19 protein-coding genes and 1 pseudogene are annotated in these 20,772 nt (G+C 67.7%); 12 read left to right on the top strand and 8 right to left on the bottom strand.

Annotation, left to right across the window (positions count from 1 at the left end; all coding sequences use genetic code 11):
* The first annotated feature begins 51 nt into the window (after nucleotides 1-51).
* Complete coding sequence (locus ABE454_RS02215; RefSeq protein ID WP_346528612.1) at nucleotides 52-1,020, top strand: class 1 fructose-bisphosphatase; 969 nt, start codon at nucleotides 52-54, stop codon at nucleotides 1,018-1,020.
* Nucleotides 1,021-1,024: 4 nt separating this feature from the next.
* Nucleotides 1,025-1,663 carry a bifunctional nicotinamidase/pyrazinamidase gene (gene pncA / locus ABE454_RS02220; protein ID WP_346528614.1) on the top strand — a complete coding sequence of 213 codons (639 nt, stop codon included), beginning with the start codon at nucleotides 1,025-1,027 and terminating at the stop codon, nucleotides 1,661-1,663.
* Here the strand turns inward: pncA and ABE454_RS02225 are convergent.
* The 4 genes from ABE454_RS02225 to ABE454_RS02240 form a co-directional block, all read right to left on the bottom strand.
* Nucleotides 1,654-2,955: a type VI secretion protein ImpB gene (locus ABE454_RS02225; protein WP_346528616.1), complete on the bottom strand. Its 1,302-nt coding sequence runs from the start codon at nucleotides 2,953-2,955 to the stop codon at nucleotides 1,654-1,656. The two genes, pncA and ABE454_RS02225, sit on opposite strands and share 10 nt — an antisense overlap.
* 234 nt (nucleotides 2,956-3,189) lie before the next feature.
* Nucleotides 3,190-4,200, bottom strand: a complete 1,011-nt coding sequence (locus ABE454_RS02230; RefSeq protein ID WP_346528618.1) for an adenosine deaminase — start codon at nucleotides 4,198-4,200, stop codon at nucleotides 3,190-3,192.
* 243 nt (nucleotides 4,201-4,443) lie between these two features.
* Nucleotides 4,444-6,243 (bottom strand): arginine--tRNA ligase, encoded by a 1,800-nt coding sequence (gene argS, locus ABE454_RS02235; RefSeq protein ID WP_346528621.1) that lies wholly within the window; start codon nucleotides 6,241-6,243, stop codon nucleotides 4,444-4,446.
* A gap of 3 nt (nucleotides 6,244-6,246) precedes the next feature.
* Nucleotides 6,247-6,888 (bottom strand): Tat pathway signal sequence domain protein, encoded by a 642-nt coding sequence (locus tag ABE454_RS02240; RefSeq protein ID WP_346528622.1) that lies wholly within the window; start codon nucleotides 6,886-6,888, stop codon nucleotides 6,247-6,249.
* A 148-nt stretch (nucleotides 6,889-7,036) separates the two neighbouring features.
* Between ABE454_RS02240 and ispH the strand changes: the two genes are divergently transcribed.
* The 6 genes and pseudogenes from ispH to adhP all read left to right on the top strand — a co-directional run bounded on the left by ispH (nucleotide 7,037) and on the right by adhP (nucleotide 12,686).
* Nucleotides 7,037-8,008: a 4-hydroxy-3-methylbut-2-enyl diphosphate reductase gene (ispH, locus tag ABE454_RS02245; RefSeq protein WP_346528625.1), complete on the top strand. Its 972-nt coding sequence runs from the start codon at nucleotides 7,037-7,039 to the stop codon at nucleotides 8,006-8,008.
* 25 nt (nucleotides 8,009-8,033) lie between these two features.
* Nucleotides 8,034-8,489, top strand: coding sequence for an Lrp/AsnC family transcriptional regulator (locus ABE454_RS02250; protein WP_346528627.1), 456 nt, complete (start codon nucleotides 8,034-8,036; stop codon nucleotides 8,487-8,489).
* A 110-nt stretch (nucleotides 8,490-8,599) separates the two neighbouring features.
* Nucleotides 8,600-8,836, top strand: a complete 237-nt coding sequence (locus ABE454_RS02255; RefSeq protein WP_346528629.1) for a DUF6356 family protein — start codon at nucleotides 8,600-8,602, stop codon at nucleotides 8,834-8,836.
* A 95-nt stretch (nucleotides 8,837-8,931) separates the two neighbouring features.
* Entirely contained in the window at nucleotides 8,932-9,918 is a 987-nt protein-coding gene (locus tag ABE454_RS02260; RefSeq protein ID WP_346528631.1) for a GAF domain-containing protein, read from the top strand.
* 148 nt (nucleotides 9,919-10,066) lie between these two features.
* Nucleotides 10,067-11,584: pseudogene (gene exaC, locus ABE454_RS02265) on the top strand (acetaldehyde dehydrogenase ExaC).
* Between the two features lie 67 nt (nucleotides 11,585-11,651).
* On the top strand, nucleotides 11,652-12,686 hold the full coding sequence (adhP, locus tag ABE454_RS02270) for an alcohol dehydrogenase AdhP (RefSeq protein ID WP_346528633.1): 1,035 nt from the start codon (nucleotides 11,652-11,654) through the stop codon (nucleotides 12,684-12,686).
* A 40-nt stretch (nucleotides 12,687-12,726) separates the two neighbouring features.
* On the opposite strand, the gene ABE454_RS02275 is transcribed toward adhP, so the two are convergent.
* The 4 genes from ABE454_RS02275 to ABE454_RS02290 are packed head-to-tail and all read right to left on the bottom strand — an operon-like array spanning nucleotide 12,727 to nucleotide 16,229.
* Nucleotides 12,727-13,527: a sulfite exporter TauE/SafE family protein gene (locus tag ABE454_RS02275; RefSeq protein ID WP_346528635.1), complete on the bottom strand. Its 801-nt coding sequence runs from the start codon at nucleotides 13,525-13,527 to the stop codon at nucleotides 12,727-12,729.
* Nucleotides 13,527-14,807 (bottom strand): NAD(P)/FAD-dependent oxidoreductase, encoded by a 1,281-nt coding sequence (locus ABE454_RS02280; protein WP_346528637.1) that lies wholly within the window; start codon nucleotides 14,805-14,807, stop codon nucleotides 13,527-13,529. Before ABE454_RS02280 ends, ABE454_RS02275 begins: the two co-directional genes overlap by 1 nt.
* Before the next feature lie 3 nt (nucleotides 14,808-14,810).
* On the bottom strand, nucleotides 14,811-15,224 hold the full coding sequence (locus tag ABE454_RS02285) for a TIGR01244 family sulfur transferase (RefSeq protein WP_303697779.1): 414 nt from the start codon (nucleotides 15,222-15,224) through the stop codon (nucleotides 14,811-14,813).
* Nucleotides 15,225-15,260: 36 nt separating this feature from the next.
* On the bottom strand, nucleotides 15,261-16,229 hold the full coding sequence (locus ABE454_RS02290; RefSeq protein ID WP_346528641.1) for an MBL fold metallo-hydrolase: 969 nt from the start codon (nucleotides 16,227-16,229) through the stop codon (nucleotides 15,261-15,263).
* 92 nt (nucleotides 16,230-16,321) lie between these two features.
* Here ABE454_RS02290 and ABE454_RS02295 point away from each other — a divergent pair, with 92 nt between their 5' ends.
* The 4 genes from ABE454_RS02295 (at nucleotide 16,322) to ABE454_RS02310 (ending at nucleotide 20,765) form a co-directional block, all read left to right on the top strand.
* A complete protein-coding gene (locus tag ABE454_RS02295; protein WP_346528642.1) occupies nucleotides 16,322-16,963 on the top strand; it encodes a peroxiredoxin in 642 nt (213 codons plus the stop codon).
* Nucleotides 16,960-17,373, top strand: a complete 414-nt coding sequence (locus ABE454_RS02300) for an ArsR/SmtB family transcription factor (RefSeq protein ID WP_346528644.1) — start codon at nucleotides 16,960-16,962, stop codon at nucleotides 17,371-17,373. Before ABE454_RS02295 ends, ABE454_RS02300 begins: the two co-directional genes overlap by 4 nt.
* 111 nt (nucleotides 17,374-17,484) lie before the next feature.
* Entirely contained in the window at nucleotides 17,485-19,614 is a 2,130-nt protein-coding gene (locus ABE454_RS02305) for a TonB-dependent receptor domain-containing protein (protein ID WP_346528646.1), read from the top strand.
* A gap of 11 nt (nucleotides 19,615-19,625) precedes the next feature.
* A complete protein-coding gene (locus ABE454_RS02310) occupies nucleotides 19,626-20,765 on the top strand; it encodes an ABC transporter substrate-binding protein (protein ID WP_346528647.1) in 1,140 nt (379 codons plus the stop codon).
* Nucleotides 20,766-20,772: the final 7 nt, after the last annotated feature.

Below are 20,772 nucleotides of genomic sequence, written 5' to 3' on the forward strand. Positions count from 1 at the left end.
GGGCCATGAGGGGGTGGAACCGCGCTTCGCCCACAGGATTTCAAGGACGTCATGACCGCCCGCACCGATCTCGCCGCCCACCTCGCCTCCCTCGACCTGCCGCAGGGACTGGTTGCGACGCTGACGACGGCGGCCGCCGCCTGCGTCGAGATCCGACAGGTGGTGGCGGGCGGCGCTCTGGTCGGGGCGCTGGGGGCGTCGGGCGCCGTCAATGTGCAGGACGAGGAACAGAAGAAGCTGGACGTCATCGCCGACGACCTGCTGACCGACGCCCTGCTGGCCTGCCCGGCCGTGGCGGGCGTGGCGTCCGAGGAAAAGGACACGATGCAGCCCTCTGCCAATCCGGCGGGCGAATATCTGGTGCTGTTCGACCCGCTGGACGGCTCGTCCAACATCGACATCAATGCGCCGGTCGGCACCATCGTCTCGGTGCTGAAGGCGCCGTCGGCACAGCCGAGCGAGGCCGACTTCCTGCAATCGGGCCGCCATCAGGTCGCGGCGCTGTACGCCGTCTACGCCGGTCAGGCCATGCTGGTGCTGACGACGGGCAAGGGGGTGGCGGGCTTCACCCTGGCGCCCGATGGTCGCTGGCTGATGACGCATGAGGACGTGCGCATTCCGGCCGACACGAAAGAGTTCGCCATCAACATGTCGAACCAGCGCCACTGGGCCGAAAGCGTCCAGCGCTATGTCGACGGTTGCCTGAAGGGCGCCGAGGGACCGCGCGGAAAGAACTTCAACATGCGCTGGGTCGCCGCCATGGTGGCCGATGTGCACCGCATCCTTATGCGCGGCGGCGTCTTCCTCTATCCGTGGGACAAGCGCGAGCCGAACAAGCCGGGCAAGCTGCGCCTGATGTACGAAGGCAACCCCATGTCCTTCCTCGTGGAACAGGCGGGCGGCAAGTCCACCACGGACGGCAAACAGGCCATCATGGACGTGACCCCGACCGAACTGCACCAGCGGGTGCCGGTCGTCCTCGGCTCGGCCAACGAAGTCGATCAGATCGCGGCGGCCTGACGCCATGCAGATCGCCGCTTCTGACGCCCTTCTGGTCATCGACGCCCAGAACGATTTCTGCGAGGGCGGCGCTCTGGCGGTTCAGGGCGGGGCGGCGATCATGCCCCTGATCAACCGGCTGGCCGAGCGGTTCGCGACTGTCATCGCCACGCAGGACTGGCACACGCCGGACCAGATCAGCTTCGCCTCCAACCATGCGGGCGCGGCGCCCTTCACGCAGATCGAGGTCGCCTACGGCCCCCAGATGCTGTGGCCGGATCACTGCGTGCAGGGGACGCCGGGGGCGGACTTCCACCCCGACGCGGCGACTGCCGTGACCAAGGCGCTGGCCGTGGTCCGCAAGGGCTATAATCCGGCGGTCGATAGCTACTCCGGCTTTTATGAGAACGACCACAGGACGGCGACGGGTCTGGCGGGCCTGCTGCGCGATCTGGGCGTGAAGCGGCTGTTCCTGTGCGGTCTGGCCTATGACTACTGCGTCCGCTTCACCGCCGAGGATGCGGTGCGCGAAGGCTTCGAGGCCGTGGTCATCGCGGACGCCTGCCGCGCCATCGCCCCGGACACGGCGGCCGCCGCCAAGGCCAGCTTCAGCGCGCTGAAGATCGCCGAGATCGCGGCTGCAGACCTGATCTCTCACTCATAGAAGTCCGCCTCGTCGGGGATGCGGGTGAAGGCGATCTTGGCGCCGATATAGTCGGGCAGGCCCGCCTTGGGGCCGATGCTGACCGTGTCCTTGCCATAGCGTTTGTTCAGCGCATCCAGCGCCTGCGACAGGCGTAAGGACGGCGCGTCGCCGCCCTGATCCGGGCCGATGTCGAACAGGTCGGCCTCAAAGGCGTCGCGCGCCTTCAGGCCATGGACGCCGACGCCGACATAGCTCAACCGCCCGGCCTCCAGTTCCGGCTCGACCCGGCGCCACAGCGCGTCCAGCGCGGCCAGCAGGGCGAAGGTGTCCTGCGTCGGGGCGACGGCGCGGGTCAGGCCCGTGGTGTCCCAGCCGCGCCTGGCGCCCTTCGGCCCCATGTCGAGATGCAGGCTGATCCCGGCGCCGGTCAGCCCCATCCGCCGCAGCCGCGCCCCGCATTTGACCATCAGGCGCCGCGCGACCGCCCGCGCCTTGTCCGGGTTGCGCATGGCCTGCGCCAGCACATGGCTGTGGCTGATGAAGGCGGGCGGCTTTTCCGGCGTCGGCTCGCTGTCGAGGCCGTGCAGGCCGCGCCAGATGCGCTCGCCCTCGATGCTGTTCCAGACCGCCCGCGCCTCCCTGGCGGTCATGTTCCACAGGCCCGCCGTGTCCGTGACGCCCGCCGCCGCCAGCCGTTCGCGCATCCGCGAGCCGACGCCCGGATACTGCGACAGCGGCAGGTGCAGGATGGCGCCGGGCAGTTCATGGGCGCGCAGTATCGTCAGCCCGGCGGGCTTCTTCATGCCGCAAGCCGTCTTGGCCAGAAACCGTGAGGGCGCCAGTCCGATGGATGATCGCAGGCATTCGCCCACATTCTCCATGATCCCCGCCTGAATGCGCCGGGCCAGGGCGACGGCGTTGGCTTCCTGCCGCTCCGGCCCGATCAGCTGGCACGAACATTCGTCGATGGAGCCGACCTTCCACACCGGCACGTGCTGGTCGATCTCGTGCATGATCTGCTTGTGGACCTGAACGTAAAGGTCGGGTCGCGCCTCGGCGACGATCAGGTCCGGGCACAGGCGGCGGGCCTCGGCCACCTGCATCCCGGTGCGGACGCCGAAGGCCTTGCTCTCATAGCTGGCGGCGATGGCGCCGGAATATTCACTTTCGGCGGGGCGGACGATGACGGGCTTGCCGCGCCAGTCGGGGTTTTGCTGCTGCTCGACGCTGGCGAAGAAGGCGTTCAGGTCGATGAACAGCCAGCGCAGCCCGGCGGCGTCTTCATCGGGCTGTCGGCCGGGGTGCTCCATGATGCGAACATATCAGGAACATTGTGCGCGTGGGAGTCGGATGTCGGATGACCGGCCTGCTCCCCACTGCCGTCATCCTCGGGCTTGACCCGAGGATCCAGAACCGCTCCGGCCGAATGCGTGCTGGCGCCGGTGTTTCATGCCGCGGCTGCCGGCTTGGCTGGATCCTCGGGTCAAGCCCGAGGATGACGGCGGGTAGGTAAGGGAGGGGAGCGGCAGGCCGGGCCGAGAAGCTCAGTTCGCCGCCGCGTAGGCCTCCACCTCGGCGATCCGCTTCGCCTTGTCGGCGTCGTTCAGGAAGCTGCCTTCGAAGCTGTTCTTGGCCAGTTGCGTCACCTGCTCCCGCGTCAGGCCGACCGCCTCGGCCAACTGGCTGTAGTTCGCGTTCACATAGCCGCCGAAATAGGACGGATCGTCCGAGTTCAGGGTGACGTGCAGGCCCCGGCGCAGCATCTCGGGGACCGGATGGTCCTTCAGATCCTTGACCACGCACAGCTTCAGGTTCGACAGGGGGCAGACGGTCAGCGTCATCTGCTCGGCGGCCAGACGGGCGATCAGGACCTCGTCCTCCATCGAGCGGTTGCCGTGGTCCATGCGGTCGATGTGCAGCAGGTCCAGCGCCTCGCGCACGTATTCGGGCGGACCTTCCTCGCCCGCGTGGGCGCACAGCTTCAGGCCCAGTTCGCGGGCGGCGGCGAAGACACGCTGGAACTTCGACGGCGGGTGGCCGACTTCGGAGGAATCCAGTCCGACGCCGATGAAGTGATGCAGATAGGGCTTGGCGGCTTCCAGCGTGGCGAAGGCTTCGTCTTCGGACAGGTGGCGCAGGAAGCTGAGGATCAGGCCGCTGGTGACGCCGAGTTCCGACTTGGCGCGATCCATGCCTGCGATCAGGCCCTCGACCACGACGGCGAAGGGCACGCCCCGGTCGGTGTGGGTCTGGGGATCGAAGAAGATCTCGGCGTGGCGGACGTTGTCGGCGGCGGCGCGTTGGAAATAGGCGAAGGCCAGATCCTCGAAATCCTGACGCGTCAGCAGCACGGCGGCGCCCGCGTAATAGATGTCGAGGAAGTCCTGCAGGTTCGAGAAGTCATAGGCCGCGCGCACGGCCTCGACGCTGTCGTAGGGGATGGCGACGCCGTTCCTCTGCGCCAGTTCGAACATCAGTTCGGGCTCAAGCGAGCCCTCGATGTGCAGGTGCAGCTCCGCCTTGGGCAGGCCGGCGATGAAGGCGTCGAGGGACATGGGGAGGCTCCGTAACTTGAGCGCAGCCTAGCGGTCCCGGCCTTTGCCGTCATCTCCTGACCCTCTCCCGGCGGGAGAGGGCTTGAGCCTCCAAGAGCGAAGCGATTGGAACAGGCAAAAGGGTGAGGGGCTGACGCCTCAGTCGGCGTCAGCCGTCGCGCGGCGGCTTGCGCCGACTTCTGCCGGGAACCCTCATCCAGCCCTTCGGGCCACCTTCTCCCATCGGGAGAAGGAACCTGAATCTTACATCCGCTCGGGCGTCTCGATGCCCAGCAGGCGCAGGGCCGTCTCCAACTGGTGCAGGGTCGCGGCGGCCAGGGCCAGGCGCGAACCCTTGGTCGCCTCGTTCGGCGCCACCAGGATCGGGCAGGCGGCGTAGAATTTGGAGAAGCTCTGCGCCAGCCGATAGGCGTGCTCAGCGATCAGATTGGGCGAACGCTTGTCATAGGCGTCGGCCGTGGCCGCGTCGAAGGCGTCCAGCGTCAGGGCCAGGTCGCGTTCGGCGGCTTCCTCGATGACGATGGGGGCCAAGGCCACGCCCTGTTCCGCCGCCTTGCGCAGCAGGGATTTCACCCGCACGGCCTGATACAGCAGATAGGGGCCGGTCTTGCCCTCGAAGCTCATGAAGCGGTCGAGGTCGAAGACGTAGCTGGTCGTGCGGTTGTTCGACAGGTCCGAGAATTTCAGCGCGGCGACCGCCACCTTATGGGCGATGTCCTCGAACTCTTCGGCGGGCAGGTCGTCGCCCAGCTTGGCCTCGTGCAGACGCTCGCGCGCCTTTTCTGTCGCCTGATCGATCAGATCGCGCAGCTTCAGGACGCCGCCCGCGCGGGTCTTGAACGGCTTGCCGTCGGCGCCGTTCATGGTGCCGAAGCCGAGGTGCTCCAGCGACTTTTCGGGCGCGTAGCCGGCCAGATAGGCGGCGCGGAACACCTGTTCGAAATGCTCGGCTTGACGCTCGTCCACGACGTAGAGGATCAGGTCGGGGCCGATCGATTTCTTGCGGTCCAGGATCGTGGCCAGGTCGGTCGTGCCGTACATGGCCGAGCCTTCCGAGCTGATGACCAGCAGGGGCGGGGGCGAGGGGCCCTCGATCACCGAGCCGTCGGCCAGCTTCTTCTTGCGGGTCTCGCCGTCGCGGGCGACGTGGACCACCTGGGCGCCGTCGTCCTCGACCAGCAGGCCCTTGGCCTTCAGGTCGGCGATCATCTCGTCCATCAGGGGATCGGCGTCGCTCTCGCCGTTCCACAGGTCGAAGTCGACCGACAGGTCGTCGTATTCGCGCTTCAGCGCCGCGCGGCTGACGGCGACGAAATGCTGCCAAAGCGCGCGATAGCCGGGACGGCCGCCCTGCAGTTCGGCCGTCGCCTTACGGGCGCGGTCGCGGAAGGCGGGGTCTTCCTTGGCCTTGCCCGCCGCCAGCGGATAGAGGCGGTCCAGATCGGCCAGCGTCACCGGCGTCTGCGCCGGGAAGGGGCCGTCGCCCTCGGCCATGAAGGCGTCGGCCAGACCCTCGTCGCCGCAGGCGGTGATCAGCAGGCCCATCTGGAAGCCCCAGTCGCCGAAGTGGGCGTCGCCGGTCACATGGTCGCCGCGCAGGCGGAACAGCCGCTTCAGGCTCTCGCCGATGATGGCGCTGCGCAAATGGCCGACGTGCATGGGCTTGGCCACGTTCGGGCCGCCGTAGTCGATGACCACCTTGCGCGGCTCGACGCGCGAGGCGCCGGCCAGTTCATCGTCCGCCGCGACCTCGGCCGCACGCTGGGCCAGGGCCGCGTTCGACAGCTTCATGTTGATGAAGCCGGGACCGGCGACCTCGACCGAGGACAGGCGCGGATCGGCGGCCAGACGCTCGGCCACCCTGGCGGCCAGTTCGCGCGGATTGGCCTTCAGCGCCTTGGCGGCGGCCAGGGCGCCGTTCGACTGGAAGTCGGCCAGATCGGGACGGTCGGAGGCGGTGACGCGGGCCAGGGCCTTGTCCACGCCTTCGGCGGCGAAGGCGGACCCGACCGCTTCGCTGAGAGAAGTCTTGAGGTCGGTCATGTCTTAGTTGGTCTGTTGGCCCGCAGTCGGGCGGAATCGGCTGCCGGATCGGTTGAACTCGGCCATCTGGGGCGTGACGTCGAAGCCGATCAGGACTTCGAAGTGGCCGCCGCTGGTGGTGGCCTCGGCGCGGGGGATGACGATGGTCTGGCTGGCCTCGGCCTGGGTGCGGTCGGCGCCGCCGAAGGTCACGGGCAGGTCGAAATATTCCTTGGCCAGAACGGCGGAGTTCCGCTCGGTCACGGCGATCCAGTAGCGATAGGTGCGGGCGTCGCCCTCAGCCTGCGGACCCTTGCCCAGGCTGAACAGCAGATTCATGTCCAGACGGATCGGATCGGATTCGCGATAGACGCAGTCAGAGCTGACGCCCTCGATCTCGCCGGTGAAGCCGACGCCGCCGGTCGACGGCTGGGCGTAGTCGGACAGTTCGACATAGCGGGCGGCGTCGTACAGGATCTTTACATAGGGGCACGGACCCGCATTGGCGCGGCGGCTGAGAGGCGCGAAGCGCATCGGGCGCGAGGGCGCCTCCTGGGCCTTCTTGCCGCCGCCGCCCTGCGGACGCCCGCTCTGGGCTTCGGCGGCGATGGGGATCAGCGCGGCCGCGATGGAAAAGGCGGCGAGGGCGGTCAGGACGCGACGCATCAGGAGCTTTCCGGCAGTCGATGAAGGCGGGCCGATCAGACGCCCGATCGGGCCACGCTGGGTGGTGATAGCGGCTAAAGCGAGGCGCGGCAAACGGCGCGCGGACTTCCGGTGGCGATCCGGCGCGCAAAGCCCTAAGTTCAGCGCCATGAACGCGCCTGTCCCGCCCTCACAGTTTCAACGCCGCCCCCTGTCCGTCCGCATGGCGACGCCGCGCGGCTTCTGCGCCGGGGTGGACCGCGCCATCCAGATCGTCGAGCGCGCGATCGAGAAATACGGCGCCCCCGTCTATGTGCGCCATGAGATCGTCCACAACCGCCACGTCGTCGATCGGCTGAAGGGGCTGGGCGCCGTCTTCGTTAAGGAGCTGGACGAGTGCCCGGACGACCGGCCGGTGGTCTTCTCGGCGCACGGGGTGCCCAAGTCGGTGCCCGCCACGGCCCGCTCGCGCGAGATGCTGTTCCTGGACGCGACCTGTCCGCTGGTGTCCAAGGTCCACGTCGAGGCCGAGCGCAACTTCGCCGCGGGCCGCCACGTCATCCTGATCGGCCATGCGGGCCACCCCGAGGTCGTCGGCACCATGGGCCAACTGCCGCCCGACGCCATCAGCCTGGTCGAGACGGTCGAGGACGCGGAAAACTTCCAGCGTCCGGGCGATCAGCCGCTGGCCTACGCCACCCAGACGACGCTGTCGGTGGACGATACGGCCGAGATTCTCGCGGCGCTGAAGCGGCGCTTCCCCGAACTGCCCGACCCGCACAAGGAAGACATCTGCTACGCCACCACCAACCGTCAGGAGGCGGTCAAGCGGCTGGGCGAGGGCTGCGGCCTGGTGCTGGTGGTGGGGTCGAAGAACTCATCCAACTCGGCGCGGCTGGTCGATGTGGCGCTGAAGGCGGGGGCAGGCGACGCGCGTCTGGTCGATGACGCAGGCGATCTGAACTGGAGCTGGTTCGACGGGGTCGAGACGGTCGGCCTGACCGCGGGGGCCTCGGCGCCTGAGCCGCTGGTGCAGGGGGTGATCGAGGCGCTGCGCACCCGCTTCGACGTCACCGTGACCGAGGACGACGGCGCCCGCGAGACGGTGACCTTCAAACTGCCCCGCGCCCTGACGGCCTGAAACGTCGGCCGGGGAGGGCCGCGACATGAGCGCACTGGACGCCATCGACCGCCGCCTTCTGGCCATACTGCAGGAAGACGCCACCGTGCCCATCGCCGAACTGGCCGAGAGGGTGGGTCTGACCCAGACGCCGTGCTGGAAACGGGTGAAGCGGCTTCAGGACAGCGGCGTCATCGCCGCGCGCGTGGCCCTGCTGGACCGCGAGGCGCTGGACCTGCCGCTGGTGGTCTTCGTTTCGGTGAAGACGCGACGCCATGACGCCGAATGGCTGGAGGCCTTTCGTGAGGCGGCCGCCCTGCCTGAGGTGGTCGAGTTCTACCGGATGAGCGGCGAGGTCGACTATCTGCTCAAGGTGCTGGTCAAGGACATCGCCGCCTATGACCGTTTTTACCGCCGCCTGATCGCCATCACGCCTCTGGACGACGTGTCCTCCAGCTTTGCGATGGAGCAGATCAAATGCACCACGGCCTTGCCGCTGTAAGACGTGGATTGGGAGAAAAATATTCTCCTTCAAGCCGTGTTTTTAAGTCTGAACAGCAATGATTCTTTCCGACGATCAGAATATCATCCGCCTTCTGTAGCGGAGGGTTCATGTTCAAGCGTCTGTTCGTCGATCACCCGGCCTCGGTCGGAGAAACCTATACCGAGCACATGGGGGCCGCGGCCTCGTTCGGTGCGGCCATGTTCGTCGGCTCGTTGGCGTGTTTCGTTCATGCGGTGTTTCCGGGCCTGTGCGTCAAGACGGGCAGCGGGATCATCAATACCCTGCACCGCCGAATGGTGACGCACCGCGTCGATCCGGCCCGGATGCCGCAGGTCGGGCAGTAGAAGGGGCTGTCCTGATCCAGGGCGGACAAAGGTCGCATTGACGTGGTCTTTCCACAGGCGTCAGATCGAACGGTCCGAAGCCGTGGAGATCCGCCATGGGCGATCGCACCAGGAACGACCAAACGAGAAGCGACCATGCCAGCCTGATCCGTCAGGCGCTGAATGATGAAGGCGCTGGCGCCCGCTCCGCGCTGGCGGCCTCGTGGCGTCGGTCGATGACGCTTTACGGTCTGGACCCGGTGGAGCACGGGCGGGTCGAGACCATCACCGAGCAGCAGCTGCGCGAGGCGCGGCAGGCGATGGAGCCGATGACGCGCGCGGCCGAAGGCGTGCTGGACCGGCTGTTCCTGGCCGTCGGCGGGGTGGGGTGCTGCGTCCTGCTGACCAATGCCGAGGGCGTGCCGATGGAGCGGCGCGGAGCGGTGGCCGACGACGACACCTTTCACCGCTGGGGCCTGTGGCCCGGCGCTGTCTGGTCCGAGGCTGTCGAGGGCACCAATGGCATCGGCACGGCTTTGGCCGAGCATCGCGCCGTGACCATTCATCGCGAACAGCATTTCCACGCCCGCAATACGGGGCTGAGCTGCATCACCCACCCCATCCATGACCATATGGGGCGGCTGGCCGGGGCGCTGGACGTCTCGTCGTGCCGCGCTGATGCGACCGAAGCGATCTTGGGCTTGATCTCGGCGGCCGTGGCCGATGCCGCGCGGGCGATCGAGGCTCAGACCTTCCGCCAGGCTTTCGCCGATGCTCGCATCGTGCTGGCGGGCGGGGCCAGCGAGCGCAATGCGGCGGCGCTGCTGGCCGTCGATCGCGACGACCTGGTCATCGGCGCCACGCGGGCGGCGCGGCTGTCCCTGTCGATCACCGACGAGCGGATCGCGGCCCAGTTGCCGGCCTCGGACCTGCTGACACCGGGCGGGGCCGAGATCGATCTGCTGGAGGCCGAGCGGGGGGCGGTGCGCCGCGCCCTGGCCCGCACCGGAGGCAATGTCTCGGCGGCGGCGCGGGCGCTGGGCGTCAGCCGCGCCACCCTGCACCGCAAGCTGCACCGTCTGGGCCTGATCGACCTGAACTGACCGATCTCGACGCAAACTGTCGCAAGTCTGCGACAGGTGTGCGCCGCACCATCCGGGCGGCGTCTGGAACAGGCCGCCGGGCCGACCGACCTTGCTTCAAACGACGCCGACAATCGGCGCCCAAGGAAACCGCAAGGAGGCCGTTCCCATGACCAAACCCGAATTCGTCCGCGCCGCGACCCCGAAATACAAGGCGCGCTATGACAACTTCATCGGCGGCCAGTGGGTCGCGCCGGTCAACGGTCGCTATTTCGAGAACATCTCCCCGGTGAACGGCCGCGTCCTGTGCGAGGTGGCTCGCTCGGACGCGGCAGACGTCGAGCTGGCGCTGGACGCCGCCCATGCGGCCAGGGACGGCTGGGGCAAGACCAGCGTCGCCCAGCGCGCCCTGATCCTGAACCGCGTCGCCGACCGCATGGAGCAGAACCTTCAGGCCATCGCCGAGGCCGAGACCTGGGACAACGGCAAGCCGGTGCGCGAGACGATGGCCGCCGACATCCCGCTGGCCATCGACCATTTCCGCTATTTCGCCGGCTGCATCCGGGCGCAGGAAGGCGGCATTTCGGAACTGGACAACGACACGGTCGCCTATCACTTCCACGAGCCGCTGGGCGTGGTCGGCCAGATCATTCCGTGGAACTTCCCCATCCTGATGGCGGCGTGGAAGATCGCGCCGGCTCTGGCGGCGGGCAACTGCATCGTGCTGAAGCCGGCCGAGCAGACCCCGGCCTCCATCCTGCTGCTTATTGAGCTGATTCAGGACATCCTGCCGCCGGGCGTGCTGAATATCGTTTCGGGCACGGGGATCGAGGTCGGCGAGCCGCTGGCCACCAATCCGCGCATCGCCAAGATCGCCTTCACCGGTTCGACCGCCGTTGGTCAGAAGATCATGGAGTACGCCACCCAGAACATCATCCCGGTGACGCTGGAACTGGGCGGCAAGTCGCCGAACATCTTCTTCAAGGACGTGATGGACGCCGACGACGCCTTCCTCGACAAGGCGCTGGAAGGCTTCGCCATGTTCGCGCTGAACCAGGGCGAGGTCTGCACCTGCCCCAGCCGCGCCCTGATCCATGAAGACATCTATGAGGCCTTCATCGAGAAGGCGATCGCCCGCGTCGAGGCCATCAAACAGGGCGACCCGCTGGACCTGAATACTCAGGTCGGCGCTCAGGCCTCGGAACAGCAGCTGAAGAAGATCCTGTCCTATTTGAAGATCGGCAAGGACGAGGGCGCAGAGGTGCTGACCGGCGGCGATTAGGCGGTGCTGAAGGACGATCTGGCGGGCGGCTATTACGTCAAGCCGACGGTGTTCAAGGGCACCAATGACATGCGCATCTTCCAGGAGGAGATATTCGGCCCCGTCCTGGCCGTGACCACCTTCAAGACGCTGGAAGAAGCCATCGCCATCGCCAACGACACTGACTACGGCCTGGGCGCCGGGGTGTGGTCGCGCGACATGAACACCGCCTATCGCGCGGGCCGGGCCGTTCAGGCGGGCCGCGTCTGGACCAACTGCTACCACCAGTATCCGGCGCATGCGGCGTTCGGCGGCTACAAGAAGTCAGGCATCGGGCGTGAGAACCACCGGATGATGCTGGACCACTATCAGCAGACCAAGAATCTGCTGGTCAGCTACAGCCCCGACAAGCTGGGCTTCTTCTGATTTCCATCAAGGCGCGGGCTTGGGTCCGCGCCTTTTCTGTTCGCGAACCAAACGAGGAGTAGTGACCATGGCTAAAACCATGAAGGCCGCCGTCGTGCGAGAGTTCGGCAAGCCGCTGGTGATTGAGGACGCGCCGATCCCGACGCCCGGCCCCGGCATGATTCAGGTGAAGATCGAGGCCACCGGCGTCTGCCACACCGACCTGCACGCGGCCGAGGGCGACTGGCCGGTCAAGCCGAACCCGCCCTTCATTCCGGGCCACGAAGGCGTCGGCTACGTCTCGGGCGTCGGCGCCGGGGTCAAACACGTCAAGGAAGGCGACCGCGTCGGCGTGCCGTGGCTCTACACCGCCTGCGGCCACTGCAAACACTGTCTGGGCGGCTGGGAGACCCTGTGCCACGACCAGCAGAACACCGGCTATTCGGTCAACGGCAGCTTCGCCGAATATGTGGTGGCCGATCCGAACTTCGTCGGCCATCTGCCGGACAACATCGCCTTTGAAGAGATCGCGCCGGTCCTGTGCGCCGGGGTCACAGTCTATAAGGGGCTGAAGATGACCGAAACCAAGCCGGGCGACTGGATGGTGATCTCGGGCGTCGGCGGTCTGGGCCATCTGGCGGTGCAGTACGCCAAGGCCATGGGGCTGAACGTGGCGGCGGTCGATATCGACGACGCCAAGCTGGATCTGGCCCGGCGGCTGGGCGCGACGGTGACGGTCAACGCCAAGACCTCCAACGACCCGGCCGCCGAGATCAAGCGTCAGACCAACGGCGGCGCCCAGGGCGTGCTGGTCACCGCCGTCTCGCCCAAGGCGTTCGAGCAGGCGCTGGGCATGACGGCGCGCGGGGCGACTGTTGCTCTGAACGGTCTGCCGGCGGGGGATTTTCCGCTGTCGATCTTCGACATGGTGCTGAACGGGACGACCGTGCGCGGCTCGATCGTCGGCACGCGGCTCGACCTCCAGGAGGCGCTGGACTTCGCCGCCGACGGCAAGGTGAAGTCGATCAATACGGTCGAGCCGCTGGACAACATCAACGACATCTTCGCCCGAATGCACAAGGGGCAGATCGAGGGCCGCGTGGTCATGTCCATCGGCGGATGAGAAGGTCGAGAGGCCGCCGTTCGCGCGGCGGTCTCTTCGCCTATCCGATCAGGTTCAGCGCCACTGCGCTCTGATACAGCATATAGATCGCTACGACGAAGATCAGGCCCGCGAAGACGGTGTTCAGCAGGCCCTTGCGGCTGGACAGGGTCTTGGCCAGCCGGGCGCCCGCCAACCCGCCCAGAACGCCGCCGCCGATGAAGACCGCGGCCAGCGGCCAGTCGACCCATCCCGCCAGCGCATAGTTGAAGGCGGTGGTCAGGCCGAAGGCGGTGACGCCGACCAGCGACGAGCCGACGGCGTAATAGATGGGCATGCCGGTCGCGCCCATCAGGCTGGGCACGATCAGGAAGCCGCCGCCGATGCCAAAGAAGCCCGACAGCATCCCCGTCGCCGTTCCTGTGCCGACCAGCTTGGGCGCATTGCGCGCGGTCAGGGTCACGTCCGGGTCGCCCGCCGCCGAGCGGCCGCGCAGCATCAGGGCGCCGACGATCAGCATCAGCACGGCGAACAGGGCCAGCAACTTCTGCCCGTCCACCGCCTTGCCCAGGCTGGAGCCCAGCGCCGCCCCGACCACGCCCGCCGCCGCGAACAGCACGGCGATCTTCCACTTCACCGCCCCGTGCCGGGCGTGGTTCAGCAGGTTGGCGAAGGCGTTGGCGGCCACGGCGAAGGCGCTGGTGCCGATGGCCAGGTGGGGGTCCTTCACCCCCACCAGATAGACGATCAGCGGCACGGCCAGGATCGAGCCGCCCCCGCCCACCAGGCCCAGGGTGAAGCCGACCAGCGACCCCGCCCCGGCGCCCAGTCCGTATTGCAGCAGGCTGAGCGGCTCGCCCATCAGGCGGCGCTCTTGGCGCGGGGGGCGACGCCCGGCTCGACGCAGTCGGGGGCGCACAGCCATTCGCGGCCCTTCAGCATCCCGACCCAGTAGATTTCCGGCAGGGCCTGCGCCTTCAGGTGCCAGGCGCGGCGGGTCGGCTGGCGACCGTCCAGCATCCACGCCGGGAAGCTGGGCAGCAGCTTGCCGCCATAGCCGAACTCGGCCAGCACGATCTTGCCGCGCTCGACCGTCAGGGGGCAGGAGCCATAGCCGTCGTAAACGGCCTTCAGCGCCTTGCCGTCCAGCATGGAGATGACGTTTTCGGCCACGACCGGGGCCTGTTTGCGGGCGGCGGCGGCGGTCTTGGCGTTGGGCGCCGAGCAGGCGTCGCCCAGGCCGAAGACGTTGTCGAGACGGTTGTGATGCAGGGTGGCCTGATCGACGTCGATCCAGCCGCTGTCGGCCGCCAGCGGGCTGTTACGGATGAAGTCGGGCGCGGTCTGTGGCGGGCAGACGTGGATCATGTCGAAGTCGCGGACGACTTCGCTGACGGCCCCATCGGCGTCGGTGACGGCGAAGGTCGCCTTGCGCGCCTCTCCGTCGATGGCGGTCAGGCGCGAGTTGAAGCGCAGGTCGACACCGTAACGCTCGATGTATTTCATCAGGGCGGGGACGTAGTCCTTGACCCCGAACAGCACGGCCCCGGCGTTGTGGAATTCGATGTCCACGTTCTTGAGGGCGCCGGTGCGCTGCCAGTGGTCGGCCGACAGATAGAGGGCCTTCTGCGGGGCGCCCGCGCATTTGATCGGCATGGGCGGCTGGGTGAACAGGGCGCGGCCGCCCTTAAGCTCCTGCACCAGCTTCCACGTATAGGGCGCCAGATCGAAGCGGTAGTTGGAGGTCACGCCGTTGCGGCCCAGCGTCTCGTTCAGGCCGGGGATGGCGTCCCAGTCCAGCTTGATGCCCGGCGCGGCGACCAGGGCGCGATAGCCGATGCGGCGGCCGTCCGACAGGCGCACCTGATCGGCCTCGGGGGCGAAGTCGACGACGCTGTCCTTGATCCAGCGAGCGCCGGTGGGGATCAGGCGGCAGGTCTCGCGCATGGTGCGCTCGGGCGTGAAGACGCCTGCGCCGACCAGCGTCCAGCCGGGCTGGTAATAATGGCGCTCGGACGGCTCGACGATCACCACGTCAAGCCCGGGGCGGCGGCGCAGCAGGCTGGCCGCCGTGGCGATGCCAGCGGCGCCCCCGCCGACGATCAGGACGTCACAGGTGTCGGAAGCTTGCGCATGGGCCATGCCTCAGCCCTCCAGACGCGGGCCGAGCGGCGAGACGTCGTAACCGGCGGCGGCGGCCAGGGCGACGATCTCTTCGGCCGGGCGCTCGCCCGCCTGCGACAGGGCCCACAGGAAGGTGGTGCGGGTGCCCGAGCGGCAATAGCCGAGGATGGGCTGGGGCAGTTCGGCCAGCGCCGCCTTGAAGCGGGCGATGTCGTCGGGCGTCATGGCCCCGCCGCGCACCGGGATGTGGACGAAGGGCAGGCCGGCGGCTTCGGCGGCGGCGCGGATGTCCTCGGTCATCGGCTGGCCCGGCTCTTCGGCGTCGGGGCGGTTGGAGATGATGGCGCGATAGCCCTGGGCGGCCGCCGTCGGGACCTCCTCGGGCAGGATCTGCGGCGAGACGTGCAGGCGGTCTTCCAGCGGGCGGATATCCATGAGGCGGTTCTCTGGCTTGAGGAAAAGGGATGCGCGTCAGAGCGCGTTGATGGGCACTTTCAGGTAGCGGACGCCGTTGTCTTCCGGTTCGGGCATGCGGCCCCCGTTCATGTTGACCTGAACCGAAGGCAGGATCAGGCGCGGCATGGACAGGGTGGCGTCGCGGGCGGTGCGCATGGCGACGAACTCGTCCTCGGTCACGCCGTCGCGGACGTGGATGTTGCCCTCGCGCTGGGCGCCGATCGACGTTTCCCACGCGAACTCGATGCGGGCGGGCGGCGCCTTGTAGTCGTGGCACAGGAAGACGCGCGCCGCCGGGGGCAGGGACAGCAGCCGCTGGATCGAGCGATACAGCGTCCGCGCATCGCCGCCGGGGAAGTCGCAGCGCGCCGTGCCGTAGTCGGGCATGAACAGGGTGTCGCCGGGGAAGACGGCGTCGCCGATCACATAGGCCAGACAGGCCGGGGTGTGGCCGGGCACGTGCAGGGCCGTGGCCTGAAGCCCGCCGATGGCGAAGCGGTCGCCGTCGTCGAACAACTGGTCGAACTGGCTGCCGTCGCGGCGGAACTCGGTGCCTTCGTTGAAGACTTTGCCGAAGACGTCCTGCACCTTGATGATGTCGCGGCCGATGGCCAGACGGCCGCCGAGGCGTTCCTGAAGCAAGGGGGCGGCCGACAGGTGGTCGGCGTGGGCGTGCGTCTCCAGCAGCCACTGGACCTCAAGGTCTTCGGCCTCGACATGGGCGATCAGGGCCTCGGCCGAGGCGGTCGAGGTGCGGCCCGCCGCCTGATCGTAATCCAGCACGCTGTCGATGATGGCGCAGGCGTTCGAGCCGGGATCGCGCACCACATGGCTGACGGTGAAGGTGGCGGGGTCGAAGAAGGATCTGACCACGGGGCGCTGGCCCGCGTTGGTCAGGGCGGCCTCGATCAATTCCCTGGCGTGATCACGGGGATGATCGCGGGCGGGGTCGATGGGGGCGTCGGTCACGGCGTCTCTCCGCATTGATCTGCATCAAGCAATTAGATATTTACATATTATATGCAAGTAATTGTTTTCGAGGTGCGCTGCGCCTCGGCTACGCGTAGCCCTATGGCATGGAAACCGACTCGATGACGGACACGCCTTTGCTGCGGCCTCTGCGGATCAATGAGGCGGCGCCGGATTTCGCCGCCCGCACGACGCGCGGCCAGCGTCGGCTGAGCGACTATCGCGGGCGCTGGCTGGCCTTCTTCTCTCATCCGGCGGACTTCACCCCGGTCTGCACCAGCGAGTTCATCGCCATGGCCCGGCGTCAGGCGGACTTCACCGCCATCGGCTGCGAGCTGCTGGGCCTGTCGGTCGACAGCCTCTATTCCCATCTGGCCTGGCTGAAGGACATCCGCGACCGTTTCGGCGTGACGGTGGAGTTTCCGATCATCGAAGACCCCTCCATGGCCATCGCCCAGGCCTATGGAATGATCGATCCGGCGGCGCCAGACAGCGCCTCGGTGCGCGCCACCTTCGTCATCGACCCGAACGGCGTGGTGCGGGCGATCAGCTGGTATCCGATGAACGTCGGCCGCTCGGTCGAGGAGTTGCTGCGGCTGATCACGGCCCTGCAGGCGGCGGACCGGGAAGGGGCCTCGGCGCCCGAAGGCTGGACGCCGGGCGCGCCCATGCTTTCGGCGGCGCCGACCGACTTCGCCGATGTGCTGGCGGGCGATGACGCCTGGTATTATCAGCCGGGGCCGCGATGAAACCCGCCGACGCCGATCTGGAGCAGTTGAAGGCCGCCGCGCCCGAGGCGGCTGAACTGCTGCGCCAGCTGGCCAACGCCAACCGCCTGCTGATCCTGTGCCACATCGCCGGACAGGAGCGCTCGGTCGGCCAGCTGGAACAGGATCTGGGCCTGCGCCAGCCGGGTCTGTCGCAACAGCTGGCTGAACTGCGCCAGTCGGGGCTGGTGAAGACCCGGCGCGAGTCGCGCTCCATCTATTATTCGCTGGCCGACGAGCGGGCCGAGGCCGTCATGGCCATGCTGCACCGCATCTTCTGCGACGACCCCAGGGCCCTGACCGAGGCCGTGCGTCAGGAACAGACGACGCCGGCCCTGAGCCGCCCCGCCGGCGATGCGGCCCGCTTCGCCCGGATTCTGCCTGCCCGCTGAAGCGGCGGATGCGGACGTTGTTGCGCGGCGCCGCAAAACATCGATTGAAGATGACACTGATTATCATTAAACGACAGCGGGCATCCTCTTTCCTGCACGAAAGACATTCCTGTGACGCGCGCTGTTTCCTTCGCGGCCCTGCTGGCCGCCGCCGGCGGATGGTTGTCCGCTTCGCCCGTTTCCGCTCAGAACGTACCGTCGCAGCGTCCGCAGGTCACCGCGGTCGATGAGGTCGTGGTCACGGCCTCGACCCGCGCCCAGCGCATCGAACAGGCGCCCGCCACCATCACCGTCGTCTCGGCCGAACAACTGGAAAGCCGCGCCTATGTCGACCTGTTCGACGCGGTGCGCGATGTCGAGGGCGTGTCGGTCAGCGGCGGTTCGAATTTTCAGGACATCTTCATCCGGGGCCTGCCGGGCGCCTATACGCTGACGCTGGTGGACGGACGGCGCCAGTCGACCCGCGACGCCCGCGTCAACGGCAACGGCGGTCTGGAGCAGAGCTTCACTCCGCCCGTCTCGGCCATCGAGCGGATCGAGGTGGTGCGCGGCCCGATGTCGTCCCTCTATGGCTCGGACGCCATCGGCGGCGTCATCAACATCATCACCCGCAAGGTGCCGGACCGCTGGGGCGGCACGATCTCGGCCGACCATGTGTTCCAGGAAAGCGGAAAAAGCGGCGACTGGAGCCAGGGGCAATTCTATCTGGCCGGGCCGATCGTCGGCGGCAAGCTGGGCGCCCAGATCTGGGGCCGGGCCTATGACCGCGCCGAGGACAGCATCTTCAACGCCCCCAGCAGCACTGGCGTCATGGGGTCTGAGGAATACAGCCTGACCGGCCGTCTGGCCTGGACGCCCATGCCCGATCACGAAGTCCTGCTTCAGGCCGACACGACGCGGATCGAACGGTCCAGCACGGCGGGCAAGACCCTGGCCGCCAACGACCGCAGCACCCGCAACGACCACAATCGCGACAGCGCCTCACTGTCGTGGAACGGCAACTGGAGCTGGGGGACCAGCGCCCTGTCGTTGATGCGCGAAGAGGCCTCGCGCGAGATTTTCACCGCCGACGCCGCGGGGGCGATGGTGCGCAATCCGCGTGCGCCGGAACTGACCAATACGGTGCTGGACGCCCTGTTCAACCTGCCGCTGCAGGGTTCGCGTCTGGGGGATCACAACCTGGTCTTCGGCGGCCAGTGGATCGAGAACAGCCTGAAGGACATCAATCCCGGCGCCCGCGACGATGTGGCCAAGACCTTCGACGTCTGGCAGCGCGCCCTGTTCGTCGAGGACGAGTGGACGCTGACGCCGGAACTGGCGCTGACGCTGGGCCTGCGGGTCGATGACCACAAACGCTATGGCGATCACTGGAGCCCGCGCGCCTATGCCGTCTGGACGCCCAGCGAGACGCTGACGATCAAGGGCGGCGTCTCGACCGGTTTCCGCGCCCCGGAAATCCGCGCCGTGGCCGACGGCTACGCCTATGAGACGGGCGGCGCCAACTGCAACTACGGGGCGGGTCTGTGCGGCGTCATCATCGGCGACCCGAACCTGAAGCCGGAAAGCAGCGTCAACTATGAGGTCAGCGCCCTGTGGCGGCCGACCCCGACGCTGGAGCTGAACGCCACCGTCTTCCGCACCGACTTCAAGGACAAGATCGCCGACGACCGCGTCTGCGGCCCGGACGTCAACAACAACGGCGTCTGCGACGTGCCCGCTGAAGTCATGCGCTGGGATCAGGATCCGCTGTATCAGCTATATTACTGGTACAACATCAACGACGCCCGCATTCAGGGCGTCGAACTGGGCGGGCGCTGGCAGGCGACGGATCAGCTGATGCTGAAGGCGGGCTATACCTATACGGACTCGGCCCAGAAGGGCGGGCTGTATGACGGCCTGCCGCTGTCGCGCACGCCCGAGCACATGGCCAATCTGCGCGCCGACTACGCCGCGACCGACCGGCTGAACCTGTGGGCGGCGGCCGCCTATCACGGCGAAGAGGTCAATGCGGGCCTGCGCGTCGGCGTGAACGGCAAGCCGGTCATGGACGGACCGCGTCAGGTCGGGCGTCGCTATCCAGACTATACGCTGGCCGACATCGGGGCGAACTGGCGGGTGCGCGACGACGTGACGCTGAAGTTCGGCATCTACAACCTGACGGACAAGGTGCTGGATGTCGCGACCTATGACTTCCAGGGCGACGGGCGTCGCTACTGGGTCGGGGCGAGCTGGGATTTCTGAGGATGGGGCAGATGGTCGATGTGAAGCTGGGGCGTCGGGCCCTTCTGATGGGCGCTGCGGCGCTGATGGCGGCCGGGGCCGCCGGCTGTTCGCGGCGTGAGGAGGCGGGCGCCGCCTCGGGCCTTGTCGACCTGCGCGACCGGCCGCTGGCGATCACCCCGCCGGTGACGAAGCTGTCGATCGACGACAGCCGCTTCCTGATCGCCCTGTCGCTGATCCACCCCGATCCGGTCAGTCTGCTGGCCGCATGGGCGGGCGATGTGAACCGCCTCAGCCCGGAAATCTACGCCGCCTATCTGGAGAAGTCCCCGGCGCTGGCGACCCTGCCCAAGACGCCCAGTTCGGCCGCCGCCTTCAACGTCGAGGCGGTGCTGGGCGCCCAGCCCAACGTGGCGCTGGTGTCGCTGGATTCCGGCCCCACCGACGCCCAGACGGCCCAGCTGGAGCAGGCGGGCGTGCGCGTCGCCTATATCGACTTCTTCCAGCACCCGTTTGAAAATCAGGCGCGCAGCCTGACCCTGCTGGGCGCCATGACCGGGCGGGGCGAACAGGCGGAACGCTACAACGCCTTCCGCGCCGCAAGGCTGAAGACCATCTCGGACCGCGTCGCCGGGTTGAAGGACGAGCAGAAGCCGACCGTCTTCCTTGAGGCCCATGCGGGCAATGGACCCGACTGCTGCAACTCGGTCGGCGCGGGGAACATCGGCGACTATCTGACCTTCGTCGGCGCCCGCAACATCGGCGCCGAGGTGCTGAAACAGCCGTCCGGCAAGCTGAACCTGGAGTTCGTGGTCGAGCGCGATCCCGACATCTACATCGCCACCGGCGGCCCGCACCTTGAGAAGACCGGCGGCTTCGTCGTCGGCCCGAAATACGACGCTGAGACCTCGCGCGCCTCGCTGCGCCGCGTGGCCGGGCGGCGCGGCCTGTCGACCCTGAAGGCGGTGCGCGAGGGCAAGGTGCACGGCCTGTCGCACCAGCTGATCAACTCGCCCATCGACATCGTCGCCACCGAGGTGCTGGCCAAGTGGATCCAGCCCGAACTGTTCGCCGATCTGGACCCGCGCGCCACGCTGGACACGATCAACAGGGACTTCCTGGCCGTGCCCTATCGCGGGGATTATTGGACCGATCTGGTCCCGGCCGCCTGATGTCCCG

The organism is Brevundimonas diminuta (assembly GCF_039673845.1).
GTDB lineage: Bacteria > Pseudomonadota > Alphaproteobacteria > Caulobacterales > Caulobacteraceae > Brevundimonas > Brevundimonas diminuta_E.

Bases quoted from the DNA above. Each gene is read 5' to 3' on its own strand.
- ABE454_RS02280 (WP_346528637.1), bottom strand. From the start codon at position 14,807: ATGGCCCATGCGCAAGCTTCCGACACCTGTGACGTCCTGATCGTCGGC.
- ABE454_RS02285 (WP_303697779.1), bottom strand. From the start codon at position 15,224: ATGGATATCCGCCCGCTGGAAGACCGCCTGCACGTCTCGCCGCAGATC.
- pncA (WP_346528614.1), top strand. From the start codon at position 1,025: ATGCAGATCGCCGCTTCTGACGCCCTTCTGGTCATCGACGCCCAGAAC.
- ABE454_RS02290 (WP_346528641.1), bottom strand. From the start codon at position 16,229: ATGCGGAGAGACGCCGTGACCGACGCCCCCATCGACCCCGCCCGCGAT.
- ABE454_RS02250 (WP_346528627.1), top strand. From the start codon at position 8,034: ATGAGCGCACTGGACGCCATCGACCGCCGCCTTCTGGCCATACTGCAG.
- ABE454_RS02240 (WP_346528622.1), bottom strand. From the start codon at position 6,888: ATGCGTCGCGTCCTGACCGCCCTCGCCGCCTTTTCCATCGCGGCCGCG.
- adhP (WP_346528633.1), top strand. From the start codon at position 11,652: ATGGCTAAAACCATGAAGGCCGCCGTCGTGCGAGAGTTCGGCAAGCCG.
- ABE454_RS02215 (WP_346528612.1), top strand. From the start codon at position 52: ATGACCGCCCGCACCGATCTCGCCGCCCACCTCGCCTCCCTCGACCTG.
- ABE454_RS02225 (WP_346528616.1), bottom strand. From the start codon at position 2,955: ATGGAGCACCCCGGCCGACAGCCCGATGAAGACGCCGCCGGGCTGCGC.
- ABE454_RS02300 (WP_346528644.1), top strand. From the start codon at position 16,960: ATGAAACCCGCCGACGCCGATCTGGAGCAGTTGAAGGCCGCCGCGCCC.
- ispH (WP_346528625.1), top strand. From the start codon at position 7,037: ATGAACGCGCCTGTCCCGCCCTCACAGTTTCAACGCCGCCCCCTGTCC.
- ABE454_RS02295 (WP_346528642.1), top strand. From the start codon at position 16,322: ATGGAAACCGACTCGATGACGGACACGCCTTTGCTGCGGCCTCTGCGG.
- ABE454_RS02255 (WP_346528629.1), top strand. From the start codon at position 8,600: ATGTTCAAGCGTCTGTTCGTCGATCACCCGGCCTCGGTCGGAGAAACC.
- ABE454_RS02260 (WP_346528631.1), top strand. From the start codon at position 8,932: ATGGGCGATCGCACCAGGAACGACCAAACGAGAAGCGACCATGCCAGC.
- ABE454_RS02230 (WP_346528618.1), bottom strand. From the start codon at position 4,200: ATGTCCCTCGACGCCTTCATCGCCGGCCTGCCCAAGGCGGAGCTGCAC.
- argS (WP_346528621.1), bottom strand. From the start codon at position 6,243: ATGACCGACCTCAAGACTTCTCTCAGCGAAGCGGTCGGGTCCGCCTTC.
- ABE454_RS02310 (WP_346528647.1), top strand. From the start codon at position 19,626: ATGGTCGATGTGAAGCTGGGGCGTCGGGCCCTTCTGATGGGCGCTGCG.
- ABE454_RS02275 (WP_346528635.1), bottom strand. From the start codon at position 13,527: ATGGGCGAGCCGCTCAGCCTGCTGCAATACGGACTGGGCGCCGGGGCG.